The following is a 23,967-nucleotide window of genomic DNA, read 5'->3' as shown; positions in this document are numbered from 1 at the left end:
AACGACCCCCGTGGTCCACATCATCGACCGACGCCTCAACCCCAAGGACAAGAGCCTGGCCAACCGCCAGCGCTTCATCGGCCGTGCCCGCCGCCAGATCCTGGACGCGGTGCGGGACGCCTCGTCCCGGCGTCGGGTGGCGGACATCGGCCAGGGCGGGGAGGAGATCCGCATCCCCGCCGACGGCCTGCAGGAGCCCAGCTTCCACAAGGGGGGCGGCCGCGGCGTGCGCGATCATGTCCTGCCGGGCAACCGCGAATACGTCTCCGGGGACACCATTCCCCGGCCGGAGCAGGGGGGCGGCGGTGGCGGCCGGGGCGCCAGCGCCGACGGCGAGGGGGAGGACGCCTTCCAGTTCACCGTGAGCCGGGACGAGTTCCTGGACCTGTTCTTCGAGAACCTGGAGCTGCCGGACCTGTTGCGCACCCGCCTCAGCCGCACCGAGACCCAGGGCCTGCAGCGGGCGGGCTACTCGGTGAGCGGCTCCCCCTCCAACCTCAACCTCACCCGCACCATGCGCAACTCCCTCTCCCGGCGTCTGGCCCTGCGCCGTCCCCGGCGGGAGGAGACCCGCGCCCTGGACGAGGAGATCGACCGCCTGGAGCGCTCCGGGCGGGATCCGGAACGCCTGCGGGAACTGATCCGCATGCGCGAGGACCTCACCCGGCGCACCCGGGCCATCCCCTACATCGACCCCATCGACCTGCGCTACAACCGCTTCAGCCCGGTGCCCCGGCCCATCACCCAGGCGGTGATGTTCTGCCTCATGGACGTCTCCGGCTCCATGACCGAGGACATGAAGGACCTGGCCAAGCGCTTCTTCATGCTGCTGTATCTCTTCCTGCAGCGGCGCTACCGCCACGTGGACATCGTCTTCATCCGCCACACCCACATCGCCCAGGAGGTGGACGAGGACACCTTCTTCTACTCCCGGGAGACCGGCGGGACCCTGGTCTCCCCCGCCCTGGAGGAGATGCAGCGGGTGGTGCGCGAGCGCTACGACCCGGGGGAATGGAACATCTACGCCGCCCAGGCCTCCGACGGCGACAACACCCCCGCCGACAACCCCACGGTGGTGGAGATGATGGAGTCGGCCATCCTGCCCCTGTGCCGCTACTTCGCCTACATCGAGGTGGCCGAGGACCGGGGCTGGGACATGACCACCGACCTGTGGCAGGTGTACGAGCGCCTGGTGAAGGCCGGGCGGCCCATGGCCATGCGCCGGGTGCGCAGGCGGGCGGACATCTTCCCGGTGTTCCGCGACCTGTTCACCCCCGTGGAGCTCAAACGCTGACGGGGCAAGCCCCATCCCTGGCCTGGAGGTGATGCCATGACCCAAGTGCTCCATCAGGACCGCCCGCTCTACACCGGGGCCGACTGGGACTATGCGCTCATCAAGAAGGCCTACGACGCCATCGAGGCCGTGGCCGTGGGGGAGATGGGGCTGGATCCCTATCCCGGCCAGGTGGAGATCATCAGCTCCGAGCAGATGCTGGACGCCTATGCCTCCATGGGCATGCCGGTGTTCTACCGCCACTGGTCCTTCGGCAAGCACTTCGCCCGGGACGAGATGTACTACCGCAAGGGGATGACGGGTCTGGCCTACGAGATCGTCATCAACTCCAACCCCTGCCTGTGTTACATCATGGAAGAGAACACCATGACCCTGCAGACCCTGGTCATGGCCCATGCCGCCTTCGGCCACAGCCACTTCTTCAAGAACAACCAGTTGTTCCGCTCCTGGACCGATGCCGAGTCCATCCTGGACTACCTGGAGTTCGCCAAGGGCTACGTGGCCCGCTGCGAGGAGCGCTACGGCCAGCGGGAGGTGGAACGGGTGCTGGATGCGGCCCACGCCCTCATGACCCACGGCGTGCACCGCTACCCCCGGCGCCAGCCCCTGAACCTGCAGGAGGAGATGGACCGCCGCCGCGCCCGCGTGCGCCACGAGGAGCAGACCTTCAACGACCTCTGGCGGACCCTGCCGCAGAAGGGGGACGGGGATGGCGAGGCTATCGCCGCCGGGGTGCGGGACCGGCGCCAGGCCCTGGGCCTGCCGGAGGAGAACCTGCTCTACTTCCTGGAGAAGCGGGCGCCGAAACTGGAGCACTGGCAGCGGGAGATCCTGCGCATCGTGCGCATGGTGTCCCAGTACTTCTACCCGCAGAAGCAGACCAAGGTGATGAACGAGGGCTGCGCCACCGCCGTGCACTATCACATCATGACGCGGCTGCACGAGACCGGCCGGCTCACCGACGGGGCCTTCATGGAGTTTCTGCACCACCACACCAACGTGGTGTTCCAGCCCGGCTTTGACGACCCCCGCTACTCCGGCATCAACCCCTACGCCCTGGGGTTCCACATCCTGCAGGACCTCAAGCGCATGGCCCTGGAGCCCACCGAGGAGGACCGGCGCTGGTTCCCGGACATCGCCGGCAGCGGGGACTTCCTCGCGGTGTGGAAGCACGCCTGGGCGGAATACCGGGACGAGAGCTTCATCCTGCAGTTTCTGGGGCCGAAGGTGATGCGGGACCTGCGCCTGTTCGCCCTGCGGGACGACGCCCGCGAGCCGCACCTGACGGTGGAGGCCATCCACGACGATGCGGGATACCGGGAGGTGCGCCGCGCCCTGTCCGCCCAGTACGACCTGGCCCGTCACGAGCCGGATATCCAGGTGGTGGACGTGGACCTGGCCGGGGACCGCCGCCTGATCCTGGAGCACCGCACCCAGGACGGCCGCCTGCTCTCGGAGCCGGATGCCCACAGGGTGCTGGCGCACCTGGCGCGCCTGTGGGGATACCCGGTACGGCTCTATGAGGTGGACGCCCGCAGCGAGGCGGTGCTCAACGAGTACGGCGACGTGGAGCCCCGGGAGGACTGAGTTCCCGCCCGCTATCCCCCCGGGCGCAGCACCCGGCCGCTGCCCAGATCGCGGATCTCGCTGGGGCGATCCCGCCCGCCGGTGTCGCCCGCCAGGATCAGATCCAGCCCATGGCCCAGGGTATCGTCCACGGCCTGGGCGTGGCGGCACGGGGGTGCGTCGCTGCGGTTGGCGCTGGTGGAGACCAGGGCGGTGCCGGCGTGGCGGCACAGGGCGGCCGCCAGGGGGTGGTCGGTGACCCGCACCGCCAGGGTGTCGTGGTCCCCCGTGAGCCAGCGCGGGGTGTGGGGGGCGGCGGGCCAGAGCCAGGTGACCGGCCCCGGCCAGGTGGCCAGGGCCCGGTCCTGCAGGGCGGGGTCCACGGGGGCGAGGAAGGGGGTGAGCTGCGCTGGATCGGCGGCCACCAGGATCAGCCCCTTGGCCTGGGCACGCCCCTTGATGCGCAGCAGGCGCTGCACCGCCGTCCGGTTGCAGGGGGCACAGCCCAGGCCGTAGACCGCCTCGGTGGGGTAGGCCACCACGCCCCCGGATCGGATCACCGCCGCCGCCGCCCGGGGCCGCAGGGCCCGGCGGCGGGTGCCGCGGCCCGTCACCGCGAGGCGCCGGCGCTCCGGCCCGTGGCGGACTTGGCCGCCGATTTGGCCGTGGTCTTGCCGCCCTTGCCCTTGGCGCTGGCCGTGGTCTTGCCCTTGGCCGTTGTGCCCCGGGAACCGGTACCCGACTTGGCCTTGGCGGTGGTGGTGGAGGACTTGCCGGTGGCGGCCTTCTTCTTTCCGGTGGTCTTGCCCGTCCCCTTGTCCGCGGTCTTGCCGTCGCCCTTGTCCGCGGACTGGGCGGATTTCTTCGCGGTGGCCCCCTTGCGGCCCCGCCCCTTCTTCTCGGGGGCGGCGGCCAGGAGCTCCCGGCATTCCTCCAGGGTCAGGTCCTTGGGTTCCCGGTCCTTGGGCACGCGGGCGTTCTTGTTGCCGTCGGTGATGTAGGGGCCGTAGCGGCCCTTGAGCACCCGGATGCCCTCTTCATCGAAGGACTGGATGAAGCGCTCCGCATCCAGGCGCTTGCGTTCGGCCACCAGCTCCAGGGCCCGGGGCAGCTCGATGGTGTAGGGATCGTCCTCCTTGCCCAGGGAGGCGTAGCGGCTGCCGAATTTCACGTAGGGGCCGAAGCGGCCGATGTTCACCAGGAGCGGTTCCCCCTCCGGGGTCTCGCCCAGTTCCCGTGGCAGCTTGAACAGGGCCAGGGCCTCCTCCAGGGTGATGGCATCCATCTTCTGCCCGGGGCGCAGGCCGGCGAAGCGGGGCTTTTCCTCGTCGTCCTTGGTGCCGATCTGCACGAAGGGGCCGTAGCGCCCCATGCGCACCGTCACCGGACGGCCGGATTTGGGATCGGTGCCCAGCTCCCGGGCCTGCACCGCCTCCTCGCGGGTCACCGTGGCCTCCTTCTCCTTCACCTGTTCGGAGAAGCGCTGCCAGAACCCTTCCATGACCGGGATCCATTCCTTCTCGCCCCGGGAGATCTCGTCCAGCTCGTCCTCCAGCCGGGCGGTGAAGTCGTAGTCCACGTACTGGGTGAAGTGCTGGGTGAGGAAGGTGTTGACGATGCGGCCGATGTCCGTGGGGATGAAACGGCGGTTCACCAGTTCCGCGTATTCCCGCTGCAGCAGGGTGCTGATGATGGCGGCATAGGTGGAGGGACGGCCGATGCCGTGCTCCTCCAGGGCCTTCACCAGGCTGGCCTCGGAGTAGCGGGGCGGCGGTTCGGTGAAGTGCTGATCCGCCTGGACCTCGTTCAGGGTCACCTGTTCGCCCTCGGACAGCTCCGGCAGCAGGCGCTCGTCGCTCTCCACCTTGGCGTCGTCCTGGTCCTCGCGGTAGACGGCCATGAAGCCGGGGTCGCGCACCGAGGAGCCGGTGGCGCGAAAGACGTGTTCGGGCCCACCGGCCTCCAGCTCCGCCGCCACGGTGTCCAGGGTGGCGTGGATCATCTGGCAGGCCACGGTGCGCTTCCAGATGAGCTCGTACAGGCGCCGCTGGTCCTGGGAGAGGTGGTCCTTGAGCTCCTCGGGCAGCCGCTGCACGGAGGTGGGACGGATGGCCTCGTGGGCCTCCTGGGCGTTCTTGGACTTGGTCTTGTAGGTGCGCGGGCTGTCGGGCACCTTGTCCTGGCCGTAGCGCTGGGCGATCAGGCCCCGGATCTCCTGGATGGCCTCGTTGGCCAGGGTGACGGAGTCGGTGCGCATGTAGCTGATCAGGCCGATGGGGCCGGTGCCCAGGTCGATGCCCTCGTAGAGCTGCTGCGCCACGCGCATGGTGCGGCTGGCGGAGAAGCCCAGCTTGCGCGAGGCCTCCTGCTGCAGCGTGGAGGTGGTGAAGGGCGGGGCCGGGTTGCGCCGGCGCTGTTTCTTCTCCACCTTGGCCACCCGCAGGCGGCCGCCGGCGGCCTGGGTCAGGGTCTGGCGGGCCTGCTCTGCGTCGTCCTCGGAGGCGATGTCGAACTGATCCAGCTTGTGGCCGCCGAGCACCTGCAGGCGGGCGGTGAAGCCCTCGCCGTCCTTGGCCGCGAGGGCGTCCAGGGTCCAGTATTCGCGGCTGACGAAGCGCTCGATCTCCTGCTCCCGCTCCACGATCATGCGCAGGGCGGGGCTCTGCACCCGGCCCGCGGAGAGGCCGCGCTTGATCTTCTTCCACAACAGGGGGGAGAGGTTGAAGCCCACCAGGTAGTCCAGGGCGCGCCGGGCCTGCTGTGCGTTGATCAGCTCCCAGGACAGCCCCCGGGGGTGTTCGATGGCCTCCTTCACGGCCCGCTGGGTGATCTCGTGGAAGACCACCCGCTGGGTCTCCTTGTCCTCCAGCAGCCCGCGCTCCTGCAGCAGTTCGTACAGGTGCCAGGAGATGGCCTCGCCCTCGCGGTCGGGGTCAGTGGCCAGGATCAGGGAATCGGCCTTCTTCAGGGCCCGGGCGATGCGCTCCACGTGCTTCTCGTTGCGCTCGATCACCTGGTAGTTCATGCGAAAGCCGTGGTCCGGATCCACGGCCCCCTCCTTGGGCAGGAGGTCGCGCACGTGGCCATAGGAGGCCATCACCTCGAAGTCCTTGCCCAGGTACTTCTCGATGGTCTTGGCCTTGGCCGGCGATTCGACGATGACCAGGTGCTTGCTCATGGCCCGGCTACCCGTGGGCTGTGGAGGGGTCTCAGTGCAGGTACTCCGGCGGGTGGTCGAACATCATGTTCTCCAGCCAGGTGTAGGCGGCTTCCTGGCCCGGCTGGTTGAACAGCACCATGAGGGTGATCCACTTGAGTTCGTCCAGGCCGATCTCCTCGCTGTCCAGATCCATGACGCGGCTGATGACCAGTTCGCGGGTGGACGGATCGAGCACGCCGTTCTGTTCCAGAAACAGCAGGAAACCGCGGCTCTGGGCGTCCATGCGGCCCGTCTCCCGGTCGGTGTAGACGCGCAGGGCCGAGTCGGTGCGCAGGTCCTTCAGGGAAGGGTCCTGGCTGGCCAGGTTCTCCAGCCAATCGAAGGCCTTGTGGATCTCGGCCACGGGAAAACCGGCGTCCAGCAGCAGGTTCTGCAGCTGCTCCCGGTCCGGCTCCAGTTCGGTATCGTCGTCGATGTAGTTCTCGAACAGATACATCAGTACGTCTAGCACGTTCTCTTTCATCTCTCGTGTTCCGGCTGCAGGCGGACGTATCGACCACCGGACAGGGAGGCCACCTGGCCGCGCAACTCCATGAGAAGCAGCATGGAGGAAACCGCACCGGCGGTCAATCCAGTGCGCTCCACCAGCTGGTCCACCGCCACGGGGTCGTGGCCCATGGCCTCCAGGAGGGCGGCATGCTCCGCATCCGGCGCCTCCCCGGGCGCCGCGGTGGCGTCGGCCTCGTTCCCCGGGGAGGGGCCTTCTTCCTCCCTTGGGATGAAGATCTGCGGCCCCAGTTCCTCCAGGATGTCGTCGGCGGTCTCCACCAGCTTGGCCCCCTGGCGGATGAGGCGGTGGCAGCCCCGGGCCATGGGGTTGTGGATGGAGCCGGGGATGGCGAATACCTCCCGCCCCTGTTCCGCGGCGTGGCGGGCGGTGATGAGGGACCCGCTGCGGTGGGCCGCCTCCACCACCAGGGTGCCCACCGCCAGCCCCGAGAGGATGCGGTTGCGCCGCGGGAAGTGCTCGCGGCGCACGGGGGTGCCCACGGGCAGTTCCGTGACCAGGGCGCCCTCGGCGGCGATGCGCCGCGCCAGGTCGCGGTGGCCGGCGGGATAGACCCGGTCCGGGCCGGTGCCCGTCACCGCCACGGTGAGCCCGCCGCCATCCAGGGCGCCGCCGTGGGCGGCGGCGTCGATGCCCTGGGCCAGGCCGCTGGCGATCACCAGGCCGGAGCGGGCCAGGTGGGCGCTGAAGGCATGGGCGGTGTCGCGGCCGCCGGGGGTGGGGTGGCGGCTGCCCACCACGGCCAGCAGGGGCCAGTGCAGCACCCGGGGGTCGCCCACCACGTAGAGTACCGGCGGGGCGGCGGCGATGGCCCGCAGGCGCGGCGGATAGGCAGGGTCCTCCAGGGTGAGGATGTGGCGCTGCGGGTCCTGGGCCCATTCCAGGTCCCGCAGCACGCCTTCGGGGGTGGGGCCCTCCAGGAAGGCGACGGCGGCATCGTCCAGCCCCTGCTCGCGCCAGGCGGCGGGGCCCGCCTCCAGCACGGCCCGGGGGCCGCCGTGGGCCGCGGTCAGCAGCAGGAAGGTGGCCGGTCCCAGGCCCGGGGTGTGCCAGAGGTGCAGCCAGGGCACCAGGGGGTGTTGCCGCGTATCCAAGGGGCTCCCTTCAGGGATGGCGTACGGCGTTGCCCTTGGCGATGGGATGGGTGGATTCCACCACCAGGGCGTAGCTCACCTTCTCGAAGGTGCGAAAGACCATGACCAGCCCCGCCCGCTCGTCCGGCAGGGTGACCCGCTCGCCGCCGCCGGCGATCCGGTCCCGCACCGTGCGCCCGGAGTGATAGACGGCGAAGACCTGACCCTGTTCCACATCATCCCGCTCCCCCAGGTTGATCACCGCCACCTGGAAGCGGGCGATGCGGCTGATGGCATCGAACAGGGAGATGACCTGGCCGCGGGCGTCCGGGTGCGGGGGGCGCGGGGTGAAGAGGAAGTCCTGGGCGCTGTCGTCCTGGGGCAGCAGGCGGTCCCCCCGCAGGGCCTCGCGGTCGCTGCGGGTGAGCACCACCGTGGCCGGGTCGCCGCCGCGCACCAGCTCGGCCCCCGCCACCGGGATGGCCTCGAAGCCCAGCAGTTCCCCCGTGTCCGGATCCCGCAGTTCTCCGCCGGGGCGGAAGACGTGATAGCGGGTGCCCTCGGGATCCCCGTCCAGGCCCCGGGCGTAGAGGCGGTCGCCGGCCCCGAAGATCATGCGCTCATCCCGGGAGGCCAGCAGGTAGGGGGAATCTTCCATCTGCTTTTCGGTCACAACCCGAGGACGGATCAGGAACTGTTGCAGGGCCTGTACGGGCGTTTCCAGGGAGGGGGGCAGGGGTTCGGCGCGCACCTTGGGGGAGAGCCTCACCGTGGGCCGCACCCGGGGGCCGCCGTCCACCATGAGGCGCGGGCGGCCGTTCACGTAGTGCAGGGTGATGACATCCCCGGGGTAAATGAGATGGGGATTCTCGATCTGGGGGTTGTCCACCCAGATCTCGGGCCAGTACCAGGGGGTCTCCAGGAAGGTGGTGGAGATGTCCCAGAGGGTATCCCCGGGGCGCACCACATAGCGCTCGGGGGCGGTGTCCTTCACCTGGGCCCGGTCCGGTTCTTCACTAGGGGGTTGTGCAGCCGAATCCTGCGCCGTTTGCGTCGCGGTCTGGGTCCGTTCCGGTGCGGGCTCCGGAACCGGCTCCTGGGGTGCGGTGGCGCATCCGCTGGCCAGGAGCGCTAGAATAAGCGTCACAATGGACCCGGCGGATCCGGCACGCGGCGGAAATGGAACGGACATCGGTCTTTCCTCGAGGTGTTGGGCACCACCGGCACGAGACCACGACTTTAGCAGATTGTCATTGACACGGCATAAACCTACTTATCCAGCGGACAGGCGGCCATGGCATTGTTAGATATCCTGCAGTTTCCCGATCCACGTTTGCGCCACCAGGCCGAGCCGGTGCCGGTGGTGGATGACACCATTCGCAGGCTTGTGGACGACATGTTCGAGACCATGTACGCCTCCGAGGGCATCGGCCTGGCGGCGGTGCAGGTGAACGTGCACAAGCGGGTGGTGGTCATGGACGTGGCCGAGGAGGGCTCCGAGGAGCGCTCCGGCCAGGGCCTGCATCCCCGCTGCTTCATCAATCCCGAGATCCTGGAGCACGAGGGTCTGGTGGAGACGGACGAGGGCTGCCTGTCGGTGCCCGGGTTCTACGAACCGGTGCGCCGCGCCGAGCGTATCCGCGTGCGCGCCCTGGACCGGGACGGCCGGCCCTTCGAACTGGAGGCCGGCGGCCTGCTGGCGGTGTGCATCCAGCACGAGGTGGATCACCTCAACGGCCGGTTGTTCGTGGATCACCTCTCCACCCTGAAGCGGGACCGCATCCGCAAGCGTCTGGAGAAACAGCAGCGTCAGGGGGGTGCGCACCAAGGCGCCCGCGGCCGGCAACGGGAGGCGGTTTGATGCGGGTGGTGTACGCGGGCACCCCCGAGTTCGCCGTGCCCGCCCTGGAGGCCCTGCTGCAGACGAGCCACGAAGTGGTGGCCGTGTACACCCAGCCGGACCGGCCGGCAGGCCGGGGGCGGCGTTTGCGCCCCGGCCCCGTCAAGCAGAAGGCCCTGGAATACGGTCTGCCCGTGGAACAACCCGCCACCCTGCGGGACGATGCCGCCCTGGAGCGCCTGCGGGCCCTGGCCCCGGATCTGATGGTGGTGGCCGCCTACGGCCTGATCCTGCCCCGGGAGGTGCTGCCGATCCCCCGCCTGGGCTGCGTCAACCTGCATGCCTCCCTGCTGCCCCGCTGGCGCGGGGCCGCCCCCATCCAGCGCGCCCTGCTGGCGGGGGACCGGGAGACGGGCATCACCCTCATGCGCATGGCCGAGGGGCTGGACACCGGGGACATGCTGCGCAAGACCCGCTGCCCCATCGGCGCCGAGGACACCGCCGGTACGCTGCACGACACCCTGGCGCGGCAGGGGGCGGAGTTGCTGGTGTCCGCCCTGGACGACCTGGCCGCCGGGCGCCTTGGCGGCGAGCCCCAGGACCCGCAGCAGGTGACCTACGCCGAAAAGCTGCACAAGGCCGAGGCCGTGCTGGACTGGCAACTGGCTGCGGCGGCCCTGGACCGGCGCATCCGCGCCTTCAACCCCTGGCCCGTGGCCCAGACCCGCTGGCGCGGCGAGCCCCTGCGCCTGTGGATGTCCACCGTGGCCCCACAGGCCCATGCCGACGCCCCGCCGGGCACGGTGGTGGCCGAGGGTCCGGAGGGCATCGACGTGGCCACCGGCGACGGCGTGTTGCGGGTGACCCGCCTGCAACTGCCCGGCGGCAGGCCCCTGACGGCCCGGGAGTTCCTCAACGGCCGTTCGCTGCAGGGGGAGCGACTGGGGGACGAGTCCTGATCCTTCCCCCCCGTTTGCCTGCATCCCCCCAAGCCGCCGGAAGTCCTCATCCCATGTCGTCCCCCCTCTCCCCCCGCAAAGCCGCCCTCCAGGCCCTGCTGCGCGTCCTCCGGGACGGTGCCTCCCTGTCCGACGCCCTGCCGCCGCTGCTGGCCCGGGTGTCCCCCCGGGACCGGGGTCTGGCCCAGGCCCTGTGCTACGGCACCCTGCGCTGGCACCGCCGCCTGGAGGCCATCCTGGCCTGCTGGCTGGAACGCCCCCTCAAGCGCCGGGATCGGGATGTGGCCTGCGCCCTGGCCATGGGGTTGTTCGAGTTGCTGTACCTGGACACCCCCGACTATGCCGCGGTGCAGGAGACCGCCGGCCTGGGACGGGGCCTGGGCAAGCGCTGGGCCGTGGGCCTGATCAACGGCGTGCTGCGCCGCGCCCAGCGCGAGGGCGCGGCCTGTGCCACGGCGGTGGACCGGGATCCGGCGCTGCGCCATGCCCTGCCGGACTGGCTCTACCGCCGCCTGGCGGCGGCCTACGGGGATGGGACCGAGGCGGTGTGTCAGGCCCTGAACGCCCATCCCCCCATGACCCTGCGGGTGAACACGGCCCGCATCCCCCGGGGGGATTACCAAGAGCGCCTGGCCGGGGCGGGCCTTGCCGCCGCGCCCCACCCCCAGGTGGAGACGGCCCTGGTGCTGGAGCGGCCCGTGGAGGTGTCCGCCCTGCCGGGCTTCGCCGAAGGGCTGTGTTCGGTACAGGACGCCGCCGCCCAGCTGGCGGCCCCGCTGCTGGACTGCCCCCCCGGGGCGCGGGTGCTGGATGCCTGCGCCGCCCCCGGCGGTAAGACCCTGCACCTGCTGGACCGGGCCGGGGGACGCCTGGCGCTCACCGCCGTGGACAGCAGCGGCAAGCGCCTGGAGCGCGTGGCGGAAAACCTGCAGCGGGGCGGTCACCGGGCGGCGCTGGTGGCCGCCGACGCCGCCCACCCCGACACCTGGCATCAGAGCCCCCCCTTCGACCGCATCCTCCTGGACGCCCCCTGCTCGGCCACGGGGGTGATCCGCCGTCATCCGGACATCAAGCACCTGCGCCGGGAGGGGGACATCCCGGCCCTGGCCCGTACCCAGGCGGATCTGCTGCGGGCCCTCTGGCCCCTGCTGGCACCGGGGGGTATCCTGCTGTATGCCACCTGCTCCCTGCTGCCGGATGAGAATGACATGACCGTGCTGCGATTCCTGGAAGACGAGCCGTCGGCATCGGAGGACCCCATCCAGGCCCCCTGGGGCGTGCCCCGGCAGGTGGGGCGGCAGGTGCCGGCGGGGTCCGACGGCATGGACGGCTTCTACTATGCCCGGCTGATCAAGCGTTGAGGGGAGAGGGCTTCCAGGGCGGACTGCGCTCCGGGGCGGTGGTGCTGCTGGCCTGCCTGTTGCTCTGCCTCCCCATGGTCGCCTTGGCCGACGAGACCCCGCCCTTTCGCGTCCTCTGGGCGGACACCCAGCGCGCCGAGGGGATCTACCTGCTGGATGCCCGCATCGATTACCGCCTGGCGCCGAATCTGCGCGAGGCGCTGCACAACGGGGTGCGCCTTACCTTCGAGATGCGCGTGGAGATCACCCGCCAGCGGGACTGGCTATGGGACGAGACCGTGGCGGGACTCACCCAGGGCTACCGCCTGGAGTACCATCCCCTCAGCCGCCTCTATCTGCTCACCTCCCTGAACACCGGGGTGCAGCGCAGCTTCCAGCGCCTGGAATCGGCCCTGGCCCGGATGGGACAGGTGGAGGCCCTGCCGCTGCTGGACGCCGCCCTCCTGGAGGCGGGCACGGACTACCGCGTGCGCCTGCGCGCCTATCTGCGGGTGGACGCCCTGCCGCTGCCGCTGCGCCTGCGGGGCTACCTGCTCCCCGACTGGAAACCCGAAAGCGACTGGTACACATGGCCGCTGGACTGAGACGCCTGCCCCTGGGGCTGCTGTCCATGGGCTTCATCTTCCTGGCGCTGCTGGCCTCCCTCTGGGTCATGAGCGACGCCGCCCAGAATTCGGAGCGCTTCGAGCGCCTCTACATCTGGCTGCTGCTGTTCAACTCCCTGGCCCTGGTGCTGCTGGCCGGGGTCATCGGCCACCACCTGTTGCGGGTGACCCGCAGTGCCCTGCGCATGGAACCCGGGTCGCGCCTCACCCTCAAGCTGGTGGTGCTGTTCGTGGGGCTTTCCCTGGTGCCGGTGATCGTCGTCTACTACTTCTCCATCACCTTCCTGGAGCAGGGTATCGACAGCTGGTTCGACGTGCGCGTGGAGCAGGCCCTGGAGGACGCCCTGGAGCTCTCCCGCATCTCCCTGGACCTGCGGGTGCGGCAGTACACCCGGGAGACCCGCTCCATGGCCCGGGAGCTGGAGGAGGTCTCCGAGACCCTGGCGGCGCTGCGGCTGCAAGACATGCGCGAGGACAGCGGCGCCATGGAGCTGACCCTGTTCGGTGCCAACAACCGCATCATCGCCTTCTCCGGCGGGGAGGCCGTGCGGCAGTTGCCCCTGCTGCCGGAGGGGGAGGTGCTCATGACCCTGTCCCAGGGCAACGATTACGCCGCCCTGGAACCGGTCCATGGCAGCGGCCTGCACATCCGCGTGGTGACCCCCGTGCCCAGCCGCACCCCCGCCGGGGACGGGCGCATCCTCCAGGCCCTGTATCCGGTGGCGCCGCGCATGGGGACCCTGGCCGACAGCGTCCAGGACGCCTTCTCCGAATACAAGGCCTTCGCCTACCTGCGGGCGCCGCTGAAGCAGAGCTTCTCCATCACCCTCTCCCTGGCCCTGCTGGTGTCGGTGCTCACCGCCATCTGGGCCGCCATCCTCGCCGCCGGGCGCCTGGTGGCCCCCATCCAGGAACTGGCCCAGGGCACCCGCGCCGTGGCGGCGGGGGAATACCACAAGAAGCTGCCGGTGAGCCGCAACGACGAGCTGGGCTTTCTCGTGCGCTCCTTCAATGCCATGACCGCCACCCTGGCGGCCACCCGGGACGAGGTGGAGCGCAGCCGCCGCCTGGCGGAGAGCCAGCGCATGTACCTGGAGACGGTGTTGCAGAACCTCTCCTCCGGGGTCATCGCCCTGGACCGCCGTTTGGCCCTGCGCACCGTCAATGCCGCCGCCTCGCGCATCCTGGAGGTGGACCTGGAGCGCCACCTGGGGCATGCCCTGGAGCAGATCGCCGCCGAGTCCCCCGTGGCCGCCCGCTTCCGCGAGGCCCTGGCCCCCCACCTCGAGGAACACCCGGAACCCTGGAGCGAGCAGGTGACCGCCTTTGGCGCCAACGGCCGCAAGGTGCTCATGTGCCGCGGCGTCTGGCTCACCCATGGCGGCGGCCTGCGCGGCGGCCCGGTGGTGGTCTTCGACGACATCACCGCCCTGCTGCAGGCGCAGCGGGACGCCGCCTGGGCGGAGGTGGCGCGGCGCCTGGCCCACGAGATCAAGAACCCCCTCACCCCCATCCAGCTCTCCGCCGAGCGGCTGGATCGCAAGCTGCGCCCCCACCTGGGCGCGGAGGAATGCCACGTGCTGGAACGGGCCACGCGCACCATCGTGCAGCAGGTGGAGGCCCTCAAGACCATGGTGAACGCCTTCAGCCATTACGCCCGGCCGCCGGCCCTGAACCCGGAGCGCCTGGACCTGAACCAACTGGTGGAGGAGGTGGCCGGGCTCTATGACCAGCCCGGCCAGGCGGTGGCCCTGGAGCTGGATCTGGGTGCGGACGTGCCGCCCCTGCGGGCCGATGCCGGGCGCCTGCGCCAGGTGCTGCACAACCTGATCAAGAACGCCCTGGAGGCCCTGGAGGGGCGCGGGGACGCCCGCCTCACCCTCGTCACCCGCCGCCTGGAGGAGGCCGCCCGCCAGATGGTGGAGATCCGGGTGATGGACAACGGCCGCGGCCTGGACGAGGAGATGATGACGCGCATGTTCGAGCCCTATGTGACCGGCAAGCACAAGGGCACCGGCCTTGGACTGGCCATCGTCAAGAAGATCATCGAGGAACACAATGGCAGGGTCTGGGCCGGCAACCGGCCGGAAGGCGGGGCCGTCATCGGCATCCATCTTCCGCTGTGCGGGGACGGGGACCGGGAGGCGACATGAAAGACAGCGACATCCTGGTGGTGGACGACGAGCCCGACATCCGCAGCCTGGTGCGGGATATCCTGGAGGACGAGGGCTACCGCGTCTCGGTGGCGGGCACCGTGGAGGAGGCCCGCATCCAGCGCCGGCGGCGGCGCTTCGACCTGGTGCTGCTGGACATCTGGATGCCCGATGGGGACGGCATCGGCCTGCTCAAGGAATGGCTCGAGGCCGGGGGGCAGCCCAGCCCGGTGATCATGATGTCCGGCCACGGCACCGTGGAGAGCGCCGTGGAGGCCACCCGCCTGGGGGCCTACGACTTCCTGGAAAAGCCCCTGTCCCTGGCCAAGCTCACCCTCACCGTGGAGCGGGCCCTGGAGGCGGACCGCCTGGCGCGGGAGAACCGGGGTCTGCGCCGGCGCCTGAGCCCGGACGCCCCGCCGGTGGGGGACAGCGCCGCCATGGTGGACCTGCGCGCCCGGGTGGAGCGCATCGCCCGCCACGACACCGGTGTGCTCCTCAGCGGCGAACCGGGGGTGGGCAAGCGCACCCTGGCGCGCTACCTGCACGCCTGCAGCCCCCGTGCCGGCCGCCCCTTCGTGGAGGTCCCCCTGGGGGCCATGGACGCCGACGAGGCGGCGCTGGAGCTCTTCGGCCACGAGCAGGGCCACCGCGTGCGCTACGGCCTGCTGGAGCAGGCGGGCGGGGGCACGCTGTTCCTGGACGAGGTGGCGGAGATGGACCCCCACACCCAGGGGCGGCTGCTCACCGCCCTGGAGACGGGGCGCATGACCCGCGCCGGGGGCACCGATGCCATCGCCGTGGATGTGCGCGTGGTGGCGGCCACCCGGGAGGACCTGGCGCAGCGCGTGGCGGCGGGCCGCTTCCGCCAGGACCTGTACTACCGGCTCAACGGCGTGCCCCTGCACGTGCCCCCGCTGCGGCAGCGCATCGATGACCTGCCCGCGCTGCTGGCGTACCACGTGGAGGCCCTGCACCAGCAGGAGGGTCTGCCCCGGCGCCGTTTCGCCCCCGGGGCCTGCGCACGCCTGGCGCGCCACCCCTGGCCGGGGAACGTGCGCGAACTGCGCAACCTGGTGCAGCGCCTGCTGATCCTGGGCAACGACGAGCAGGTGGAGGCCGCGGAGGCGGACGCCGCCCTGGCCAGCCACCCGGCGGTGCAGGGGGGGGAGGGCCCGCCGCCGGCGGCGGAGGCCTTGGATCTGTCCCTGCCCCTGCGCGAGGCCCGGGAGCGTTTCGAGCGCGATTACCTGCTGCGGCAGATGGCGGCGGTGGACGGCCATATGACGCAACTATCCGCCCGCGTGGGGCTTGAACGCACCCACCTGTATCGTAAACTGCGCGCCCTGGGCATCGAGCCGAAAAGGTCCCGGGAGCGATGAAGATTCTGATACTGGGGGCGGGACAGGTGGGCAGCACCGTGGCCCACAACCTGGCCAACGAGGCCAACGACATCACGGTGGTGGACACCCGCAGCGACATCCTCCGCGCCCTGCAGGACCGTCTGGACCTGCGCACCGTGTCCGGCTTCGCCTCCCACCCGGACGTGCTCATCGCCGCCGGGGCCCGGGACGCGGACATGATCATCGCCGTCACCAACTCCGACGAGACCAACATGGTGGCCTGCCAGGTGGCCTATACCCTGTTCCACACCCCCACCAAGATCGCCCGGGTGCGGGGCCTGGAATACCTGGGCTATCCCGCCCTGTTCGCCCCCGAATCCCTGCCCATCGACGTGCTCATCAGCCCCGAGGAGGTGGTCACCAACTACATCCAGCGGCTCATCGAGCATCCCGGGGCCCTGCAGGTGCTGGATTTCGCCGACGGTCGGGTCTCCCTGGTGGCGGTGCGGGCGTATCACGGCGGCCCCCTGGTGGGCAAGGCCCTGCGCCACCTGTCCACCCACATGCCGGGGGTGCAGACCCGGGTGGCGGCCATCTTCCGCCGCGAAAAACCCATCTTCCCCGAGGGGGACACGGTCATCGAGGTGGACGACGAGGTCTTCTTCATCGCCGCGCGCAAGAACATCCGCGCCGTCACCAGCGAGCTGCGCCGCCTGGACAAGCCCTACCGGCGGCTGATGATCGCCGGCGGCGGTAACATCGGCAAGCGCCTGGCCCAGTCCCTGGGGCGGCATTTCTCCGTCAAGCTCATCGAGCAGAACCCGGTGCGGGCCCAGTCCCTGGCGGAGGATCTGGACAAGGTGGTGGTGCTGAGCGGGGACGCCGCCGACAAGGAACTGCTCATGGAGGAGAACATCGAGAATACGGACGTGTACGTGGCCGTCACCAACGACGACGAGGCCAACATCCTCTCCGCCATGCTGGCCAAGCGCCTGGGGGCGCGCACGGTGATGTCCCTCATCAACCGCCCCAGCTACGTGGAGCTGGTGCAGAGCGGCGTCATCGACATCGCCATCTCGCCGCAGCAGGTGACCATCGGTGCCCTGCTCACCCACGTGCGCCGCGGCGACGTGGTGGCGGTGCACAGCCTGCGCCGCGGCGCCGCCGAGGCCATCGAGGCCGTGGCCCACGGCGACCGCAAGACCTCCCGCGTGGTGGGGCGGCGGGTGCGGGAGATCCACCTGCCCAAGGGCTGCACCATCGGCGCCCTGGTGCGCGGCGAGGAGGTGGTCATCGCCCACGGCGAGACCCTCATCGAGCCGGAGGACCACGTCATCCTGTTCCTCACCGACAAGCGCCGCGTGCCCGAGGTGGAGCGCCTGTTCCAGGTGAGCGTCACCTTCCTCTGACCCCGTGCAGCTCACCGCCGTCCAACGCCTGCTGGGCCTTCTGGTGATGCTCTTCTCCGGGGCCATGCTGCCCCCCGTGGCCGTGGCCTGGATGTACGGCGAGACGGGCAGCCTGTACGCCTTCCTGGAGTCCTTCGGTCTGCTCTGGCTCACCGGTTTCGCCATCTGGCTGCCGGTGTGCCGGGTGCAGCGGGACCTGCGGTTGCGGGACGGGTTTTTGGTGGTGCTCCTGTTCTGGCTGGTGCTGGGGGTCTTCGGGGCCACGCCCCTGTACCTGGATCCGGCCCTGGAGGTCTCCCCCAGCGATGCCGTGTTCGAGTCCATGTCGGCCCTTACCACCACCGGGGCCACGGTGCTCACGGGCCTGGACGCCCTGCCGCGGGCGCTGCTGTTCTACCGCCAGCAGCTGCAGTGGCTGGGGGGCATGGGCATCATCGTCCTGGCCGTGGCCATCCTGCCCATGCTGGGGGTGGGGGGCATGCAGCTCTACCGTGCCGAGACGCCCGGCCCGGTGAAGGACAACAAGCTCACCCCGCGCATCACCGAGACCGCCAAGGCCCTGTGGTACCTCTACCTGGGGTTCACCGTGGCCTGCGCCGGGGGCTACTGGCTGGCGGGCATGACCCCCTTCGACGCCGTGGCCCATAGTTTCTCCACCGTCTCCCTGGGGGGGTTCTCCACCCACGACGCCAGCCTGGGGTATTTCGACAGCCCCTGGGTGGAGGCGGTGGCGGTGGTCTTCATCCTCGCCGGGGGCGTCAACTTCGGCCTGCACTTCCTCGCCTGGCGCAGCCTGGGCCTGGCCCACTACTGGCGGGACGCGGAGCTGCGCACCTATGTGAAGATCTTGTCCCTGCTCGCGGCGGTGAGCGTGGCCTACCTGCTCACCCATCCCCTCACCGGGGGCTGGATGGATGCCCTGCGCCAGGGGATCTTCCACGCCGTCTCCATCGCCACCACCACCGGCTTCACCACCGCCGATTTCCACCTGTGGACGGGGTTTTTGCCGGTGATGCTGCTGCTGGCCAGCTTCATCGGCGCCTGCGCCGCCTCCACCGGCGGCGGCATCAAGGTGATCCGCTTCCTGCTGCTGCTCAAGCAGGGGCAGCGGGAGGTGGTGCGCTTGGTACACCCCAGCGCCCGCATCGTGGTGAAGGTGGACGGCAAGCCCGTGCCCGACCGCATCCTGGATGCGGTCTGGGGCTTCTTCGCCGCCTATGTGGCCGTGTTCACCGTCCTCCTCCTGGTCCTCATGGGCACGGGGCTGGATCAGGTGAGCGCCTTCTCCGCCGTGGCCGCCTGCATGAACAACCTGGGGCCGGGCCTGGGCACGGTGGGCGCCCACTACGGCGCACTCAGCGATCCCGCCAAGTGGCTGCTCAGCCTGGCCATGCTCATGGGTCGGCTGGAGATCTTCACCGTCCTGGTCCTGCTCAGCCCCGCCTTCTGGCGGCAGTAGCCTCCCCCGGTCAAGTCCTGCTATCCCCCTCGGGTATTGCGTGCCATGGGGTATACTCGGGACACATTCTGGAAAGCGGACGAGTGATGATCACCAATATCGAACGCTTCGAGGCGATGCTGGCCGATGGCGAGGACAACCAGCTGCTTCGTTTCTCCCTGGGCAACGCCTATCTCAATGACGGGCGCCCCGGGGAGGCCTCCATCCACCTGCGTGCCGCCGTGGGGCACGATCCCGGCTATTCCGCCGCCTGGAAGCTCCTGGGCCGTGCCCTGGCGGAGAGCGGGGCCCTGCACGAGGCCATGGAGGCCTATAACGAGGGCATCGCGGTGGCGGAGGAGCGGGGGGACATCCAGGCCGCCAAGGAGATGCGCGTCTTCCGCAAGCGGGTGCAGGCCGAGCTGGACCGGGCCGAGGACGGCCATGACTGAGGCGTTCGCCGACGCCGCCAACCGCCGCCGCATCCCTCCCTTCGATCCTGCCCTGCTGCATCCCCGCCACTGGGGGACCTGGCTCGGCATCGGCGGCCTGTGGCTGTTGGCGCGGCTGCCGCGCCCCGCCGCCCGGCTCCTGGGCCGTCTCGCGGGGCGGCTGGCCTGGCACACCTCACCGCGGCGCCGTCACCTGGCCCGGGTGAACCTGCGGCTGTGCTTCCCGGATTGGGACGAGGCCCGGCGGGAGGCGGTGCTGCGCGCCCATTTCCGCATCGCCGGCCAGTGCCTGGTGGACTATCCGCTGCTCTGGTTCGGCGGCCGGAGGCGCCACCGGCGCCTGATCCGGCTGCGCGACCGGGGCGGGGTGCTGCAACGCCAGCGCCGGGGCGAGCCGGTCATCGTCTGCGCCGCCCATGCCCCGGCCCTGGATTTCGGCGGACTGCGCCTGAGCCTGGAGGTGGGCGGGGTCTCCTTCGCCAAGCCCCTGAAGAACCCGGTGGTGGAATGGATCAACACCCGCAGCCGCTGCCAGCACGGGGCCATCGTGTTCGCCCGCCACGAGGGCCTGCGCCCCGCCATCCGCCACCTGCGCCGGGGGCGGCTGTTCTACTACCTGGGGGATGAGGACCTGGGCCCCGCGCACACGGTCTTCGCCCCCTTCTTCGGCGTACCCAAGGCCACGGTGCCGGCCCTGGGGCGCCTGGCCCGCCTGGGGGGCGCACCCGTGATCCCGGCCATGGCCCTCTATCACCCCGGGGAGGACCGCTATGAACTGGTCCTGGAGGCGCCGCTGCAGGGCTATCCCAGCGGCGATGCGGTGGCGGACGCGACGCGCATGAACGCCGCCCTGGAGGCGCTGATCCGGGCGTACCCGGCCCAATATCTCTGGACCCTGCGCTTCTTCAAGACCCGCCCCCCGGGGGAGGCGAAGGTCTACTGACGGCCTCGCGTGTCGGGGTTCAGGCGTCCCCGTGCCCCAGCACCGGGGTCTGACGGCCCTGGGCGAAGTCCAGCATGCGCTGGGTGGAGCGCAGGGCCCCCTGGCGCACCGATTCCTCCACGTGGACCTCGTTGCCCCCGTGCTCCAGCACATGGAGCAGGTTGCCCAGGCCGTTCATGGCCATCCACGGGCAGTGGGCGCAGCTGTGGCAGGTGGCGCTGCGTCCGCCGGTGGGTGCCGCCAGCAGGGTCTTGTGGGGGACCTCCTGGTGCATCTTGTAGAAGATGCCGCTGTCGGTGGCCACGATCAGGGTCTCGTGGGGCAGTTCCCGCGCCGCCTGGATGAGCTGGGAGGTGGAGCCCACCGCATCCGCCTGGGCGATGACCCGGGCCGGGGATTCCGGGTGCACCAGCACCGCCGCCTCCGGGTGCTCCCGGCGCAGGTCCTCCAGGGCCCGGGCGCGGAACTCGTCGTGCACCACGCAGGTGGTGTCCCAGAGCACCATGTCGGCCCCGGTAGTCTCGCGGATGTAGTGGCCCAGGTGCCGGTCCGGGGCCCAGAGGATCTTCTCCCCCCGCCCGGCCAGGTGGGCCACCAGCCTCTGGGCGATGCTGGAGGTGACCACGTAGTCCGCCCGCGCCTTCACCTCGGCGGAGGTGTTGGAGTAGACCACCACGGTGCGCTCCGGATGGGCGTCACAGAAGGCGGCGAAGGCATCCGCCGGACACCCCAGGTCCAGGGAGCATTCCGCCTCCAGGGTGGGCATGAGCACCCGCTTCTCGGGGCTGAGGATCTTGGCCGTCTCCCCCATGAAGCGCACCCCGGCCACCACCAGGGTGGAGGCGGGGTGATCCCGGCCGAAGCGGGCCATCTCCAGGGAGTCGGAGACGCAGCCGCCGGTCTCCTCGGCGAGCCGCTGCAGGTCCTCGTGGACGTAGTAATGGGCCACCAGCACCGCGTCCCGCTCCTGGAGCAGGGCCTTGATGCGCTGGAGGACCGCCTCGCGTTCGGCCCCGGTGAAGCGGGGCATCTGTCGTTCCACCCACGCCGTTTCCGGCACATGGAAGTGGCGCAGGGGCTGTGGGTTCGCTGTGGTCATGGATCTTGTCATTCCCGTCGGCTTGCGGGCAGTCTTGGGCCTCTTGGTCCTTGGACCGGTGCCCATGATGCCTGTTCATCGAGATCGCATCCCATGAGGGGCGGGGGATCCTCCGGCCGTGGCCGGGCCTGGCGGCGCCGGGGCGCGCAACTGGCCGCCCTGGCGTTGATCCTCCTGGCCCTCCAGGCCTGGCTGCAGCGGGGTCTGGTCTCCGGCATGGCCCCGGCCCTCTACGGGCAGGACCCGCAGGGGGTGCCCCTGGCCCTGTCCGATTACCGGGGCCGCACCGTGCTGGTGCACTTCTGGGCCACCTGGTGCCCGGTCTGCCGCCTGGAGCAGGGGGCCATCGAGGCCGTCGCCCGGGACTGGCCGGTGCTCACCGTGGCCATGCAGTCGGGGGATGCCCGGGCGGTGGGGGCCTACCTGCGGGCGCGGGGCCTGCACCAGCCGGTGCTGGTGGACGAGACCGGGGCCCTGGCCGCCCGCTTCGGGGTCGGGGCGGTGCCCGCCAGTTTTATCGTCGACCCCGCGGGCCGCATCCGCTTCCGTCACCTCGGTTATACCACGCCCTGGGGGTTGCGTGCCCGGCTGCGGGCCGCCCGTCTGCTCCATGGCGGGGCCGCCCTTGCCGGGGGCTGAGGCGGCCCGGCGAGGGGGTGCCTTATGCCGTTGCACCATGGGGGGCGTCCCGACTGGGAAAATATGTCATATTCAGGCAAAAATAGGGGGTTTCACACCGCCGGGCAATAGCGGCGGCGCGGGGCAACCAACGCAAAAAACGGGCACAAGGGGCCGCAGAGCCCCGGGCAGAGGAGAAGACATGGGCGAGCCCAACGACGTCATCACGCCGGCGGAGGCGGGAACGCTGGCGGGGTTGTTGCGGGAGCGGATCGCACGCACGCCGGAGCGGATCGCGTACCGGCAGTACGATCCCGAGGGGGAGGCCTGGGTGCCGCGCACCTGGGCGCAGGTGGGCCGGGAGGTGGCCCGCTGGCAGGCGGCCCTGCTGCGGGAGGGGCTGTCCCCGGGGGACCGGGTGGCGGTGATGCTGCGCAACTGCCAGGAGTGGGTGATCTTTGATCAGGCCTGCCTGGGGCTGGGCCTGATCACCGTGCCCCTGTACACCGACGACCGCCCCGACAACATCGCCTATGTCCTTGGCGATGCCGGCGCCCGGCTGCTGGTCCTGGGGGGCCGCATGCAGTGGCGGCGCCTGCAGGAGGTGCGCGAGCGCCTGGATACGGTGCAGCGGGTGGTCTCGGTGCAGCGCATCGAGCCCGGCGAGTTCCCCGAGGACCCTCGCCTGATGGCCTTGGAGGAGTGGGCGCCGCCGGACGGGGGCGGCGAACTCACCATCCGGGATGTGGAACCGGATGCCCTGGCCACCATCGTCTACACCTCGGGCACCACCGGCCGTTCCAAGGGGGTGATGCTCACCCACCAAAACATCCTGCAGAACGCCTACGCCGCCCAGCAGTGCGCCCCCATGGGGCCGGATGACCTGTTCCTCTCCTTCCTGCCCCTGTCCCACACCCTGGAACGCACCGGCGGCTGCTACATGCCCATGATGGTGGGGGCACAGGTGGCCTTCGCCCGCTCCGTGCAGGGGCTTTCCGAGGACCTGCAGAACCTGCGGCCCACGGTGCTCATCTCCGTGCCCCGCATCTACGAACTCATCTACGGCCGCGTCATCACCGGTCTGGAGTCCCGCTCCGCCCTGGAGCGCCTGTTGTTCCGTCTCACCGTGGGCGTGGGCTGGCGCCGCTTCCAGCACCAGCAGGGTCGGGGCGGCTGGCATCCAGGCCTGTTGCTGTGGCCGCTGCTCAAGCGCCTGGTGGCGGACAAGGTGACCGCCCGCCTGGGGGGCCGCCTGCGCTATGCCGTCTGCGGCGGGGCCCCGCTGCCGCCCCCCATCGCCCGCTTCTTCATCGGCCTGGGGCTGCCCGTCTACCACGGCTTTGGCATGACCGAGGCCAGTCCGGTGGTGAGCGTGAACCGCCCCGACGACAACCTGCCCGCCAGCGTGGGCCGGCCCCTGCCGGGGGTGGAGGTGCGCATCGGCCCCCAGGACGAGCTGCTGATTCGGGGGCCCTCGGTGATGCAGGGCTACTGGAACAACCCGGAGGCCACCGCCGAGACCCTGGACGCCGAGGGCTGGCTGCACAGCGGCGACAAGGCCCGCTTCGACGAGCAGGGCCATATCTTCATCATCGGCCGCATCAAGGACATCCTCGTGCTGGGCAACGGCGAGAAGGTGCCCCCGGCGGACATGGAGATGGCCATCACCCTGGACCCCCTGTTCGAGCAGGCCATGGTGCTGGGGGAGGGGCGGCCCTTCCTCAGCGCCCTGGTGGTGCTCCACCGGGAGGAATGGCGCCGCCTGGCCGAGGAACTGGAGGTGGACCCGGACGATCCTGCGGCCCTGCAGGACCGCAAGGTGGAGAAGGCCCTGCTGGCGCGAGTGGCCGAGCAGCTCAAGGAATTCCACGCCTACGCCCAGATCCGCCGCCTGACCCCGGTGCTGGAGTCCTGGGAGGTGGACAACGGCCTGCTCACGCCCACCATGAAGCTCAAGCGCCGGCTCATCCTGGATCGCTACGCGCCGCAGATCGAGGCCATGTACGCGGGCCACAACCACCGCAAGTAAGGCGGGGAGGCCGCACCCGGGTGGTCTGCGGGCGGGGGCCCGCGGCCGCCATGGGGG

General features: G+C 70.5%; 20 protein-coding genes. 14 read left to right on the top strand and 6 right to left on the bottom strand.

The genetic code is table 11. The features are described from left to right. Positions 1–10 precede the first annotated feature (10 nt). Together BM214_RS08155 and BM214_RS08150 are read left to right on the top strand one after the other, a co-directional pair. A complete protein-coding gene (locus BM214_RS08155; protein ID WP_090485438.1) occupies positions 11–1,294 on the top strand; it encodes a YeaH/YhbH family protein in 1,284 nt (427 codons plus the stop codon). A gap of 36 nt (positions 1,295–1,330) precedes the next feature. Beyond that, positions 1,331–2,881 (top strand): SpoVR family protein, encoded by a 1,551-nt coding sequence (locus BM214_RS08150; RefSeq protein ID WP_090485435.1) that lies wholly within the window; start codon positions 1,331–1,333, stop codon positions 2,879–2,881. An 11-nt stretch (positions 2,882–2,892) separates the two neighbouring features. Here the strand turns inward: BM214_RS08150 and tsaC are convergent, their stop codons facing one another. From tsaC to BM214_RS08125, 5 genes are read right to left on the bottom strand one after another with little or no spacing between them, the layout of a single operon-like run. Further along, positions 2,893–3,474 (bottom strand): L-threonylcarbamoyladenylate synthase type 1 TsaC, encoded by a 582-nt coding sequence (gene tsaC / locus BM214_RS08145; RefSeq protein ID WP_244887900.1) that lies wholly within the window; start codon positions 3,472–3,474, stop codon positions 2,893–2,895. Further along, the gene (locus BM214_RS08140; protein WP_090485432.1) at positions 3,471–6,038 is read right to left on the bottom strand and encodes a DNA topoisomerase I; all 2,568 of its coding nucleotides are present in this window, start codon (positions 6,036–6,038) and stop codon (positions 3,471–3,473) included. Before BM214_RS08140 ends, tsaC begins: the two co-directional genes overlap by 4 nt. A 31-nt stretch (positions 6,039–6,069) precedes the next feature. Then, the gene (locus BM214_RS08135) at positions 6,070–6,543 is read right to left on the bottom strand and encodes a DUF494 family protein (RefSeq protein ID WP_090485430.1); all 474 of its coding nucleotides are present in this window, start codon (positions 6,541–6,543) and stop codon (positions 6,070–6,072) included. After that, on the bottom strand, positions 6,540–7,682 hold the full coding sequence (dprA, locus tag BM214_RS08130; RefSeq protein WP_244887899.1) for a DNA-processing protein DprA: 1,143 nt from the start codon (positions 7,680–7,682) through the stop codon (positions 6,540–6,542). Before dprA ends, BM214_RS08135 begins: the two co-directional genes overlap by 4 nt. Before the next feature lie 10 nt (positions 7,683–7,692). Continuing rightward, positions 7,693–8,853, bottom strand: coding sequence for a LysM peptidoglycan-binding domain-containing protein (locus BM214_RS08125; protein ID WP_090485427.1), 1,161 nt, complete (start codon positions 8,851–8,853; stop codon positions 7,693–7,695). Positions 8,854–8,955: 102 nt separating this feature from the next. Here BM214_RS08125 and def point away from each other — a divergent pair, with 102 nt between their 5' ends. From def to BM214_RS08075, 10 genes are all read left to right on the top strand, one after another. Further along, on the top strand, positions 8,956–9,522 hold the full coding sequence (def, locus tag BM214_RS08120; RefSeq protein ID WP_090485424.1) for a peptide deformylase: 567 nt from the start codon (positions 8,956–8,958) through the stop codon (positions 9,520–9,522). Continuing rightward, complete coding sequence (fmt, locus tag BM214_RS08115) at positions 9,522–10,460, top strand: methionyl-tRNA formyltransferase (protein ID WP_090485421.1); 939 nt, start codon at positions 9,522–9,524, stop codon at positions 10,458–10,460. Before def ends, fmt begins: the two co-directional genes overlap by 1 nt. Positions 10,461–10,513: 53 nt before the next feature. Next, a complete protein-coding gene (gene rsmB, locus BM214_RS08110) occupies positions 10,514–11,821 on the top strand; it encodes a 16S rRNA (cytosine(967)-C(5))-methyltransferase RsmB (RefSeq protein WP_090485418.1) in 1,308 nt (435 codons plus the stop codon). Next, positions 11,818–12,405 carry a DUF4390 domain-containing protein gene (locus BM214_RS08105; RefSeq protein ID WP_244887897.1) on the top strand — a complete coding sequence of 196 codons (588 nt, stop codon included), beginning with the start codon at positions 11,818–11,820 and terminating at the stop codon, positions 12,403–12,405. The genes rsmB and BM214_RS08105 overlap by 4 nt, the downstream gene beginning before the upstream one ends. Continuing rightward, positions 12,390–14,579 (top strand): sensor histidine kinase, encoded by a 2,190-nt coding sequence (locus tag BM214_RS08100; protein WP_090485415.1) that lies wholly within the window; start codon positions 12,390–12,392, stop codon positions 14,577–14,579. The genes BM214_RS08105 and BM214_RS08100 overlap by 16 nt, the downstream gene beginning before the upstream one ends. Further along, entirely contained in the window at positions 14,576–15,961 is a 1,386-nt protein-coding gene (locus BM214_RS08095) for a sigma-54-dependent transcriptional regulator (RefSeq protein WP_090485412.1), read from the top strand. The genes BM214_RS08100 and BM214_RS08095 overlap by 4 nt, the downstream gene beginning before the upstream one ends. Beyond that, complete coding sequence (gene trkA / locus BM214_RS08090; RefSeq protein ID WP_090485409.1) at positions 15,958–17,331, top strand: Trk system potassium transporter TrkA; 1,374 nt, start codon at positions 15,958–15,960, stop codon at positions 17,329–17,331. The genes BM214_RS08095 and trkA overlap by 4 nt, the downstream gene beginning before the upstream one ends. 46 nt (positions 17,332–17,377) lie before the next feature. Then, the gene (locus tag BM214_RS08085) at positions 17,378–18,790 is read left to right on the top strand and encodes a TrkH family potassium uptake protein (protein WP_090485475.1); all 1,413 of its coding nucleotides are present in this window, start codon (positions 17,378–17,380) and stop codon (positions 18,788–18,790) included. A gap of 89 nt (positions 18,791–18,879) precedes the next feature. Then, the gene (locus BM214_RS08080; RefSeq protein WP_090485472.1) at positions 18,880–19,221 is read left to right on the top strand and encodes a tetratricopeptide repeat protein; all 342 of its coding nucleotides are present in this window, start codon (positions 18,880–18,882) and stop codon (positions 19,219–19,221) included. Further along, the gene (locus BM214_RS08075) at positions 19,214–20,164 is read left to right on the top strand and encodes an LpxL/LpxP family acyltransferase (RefSeq protein ID WP_090485406.1); all 951 of its coding nucleotides are present in this window, start codon (positions 19,214–19,216) and stop codon (positions 20,162–20,164) included. Before BM214_RS08080 ends, BM214_RS08075 begins: the two co-directional genes overlap by 8 nt. Positions 20,165–20,183: 19 nt before the next feature. On the opposite strand, the gene nadA is transcribed toward BM214_RS08075, so the two are convergent. Beyond that, complete coding sequence (gene nadA / locus BM214_RS08070; protein WP_090485403.1) at positions 20,184–21,263, bottom strand: quinolinate synthase NadA; 1,080 nt, start codon at positions 21,261–21,263, stop codon at positions 20,184–20,186. Between the two features lie 93 nt (positions 21,264–21,356). Here nadA and BM214_RS08065 point away from each other — a divergent pair, with 93 nt between their 5' ends. Next, positions 21,357–21,902 (top strand): redoxin domain-containing protein, encoded by a 546-nt coding sequence (locus BM214_RS08065; protein WP_090485400.1) that lies wholly within the window; start codon positions 21,357–21,359, stop codon positions 21,900–21,902. 181 nt (positions 21,903–22,083) lie between these two features. Further along, a complete protein-coding gene (locus tag BM214_RS08060; protein ID WP_090485397.1) occupies positions 22,084–23,910 on the top strand; it encodes an AMP-dependent synthetase/ligase in 1,827 nt (608 codons plus the stop codon). Positions 23,911–23,967 lie beyond the last annotated feature (57 nt).

The sequence above is a fragment of the Ectothiorhodospira mobilis genome (genome assembly GCF_900114895.1).
In the GTDB taxonomy this organism is placed as follows: Bacteria; Pseudomonadota; Gammaproteobacteria; order Ectothiorhodospirales; family Ectothiorhodospiraceae; genus Ectothiorhodospira; species Ectothiorhodospira mobilis_A.
The sequence above is the reverse complement of the archived record's forward strand: the minus strand, read 5'-3'. Positions and strand labels throughout refer to the sequence as shown.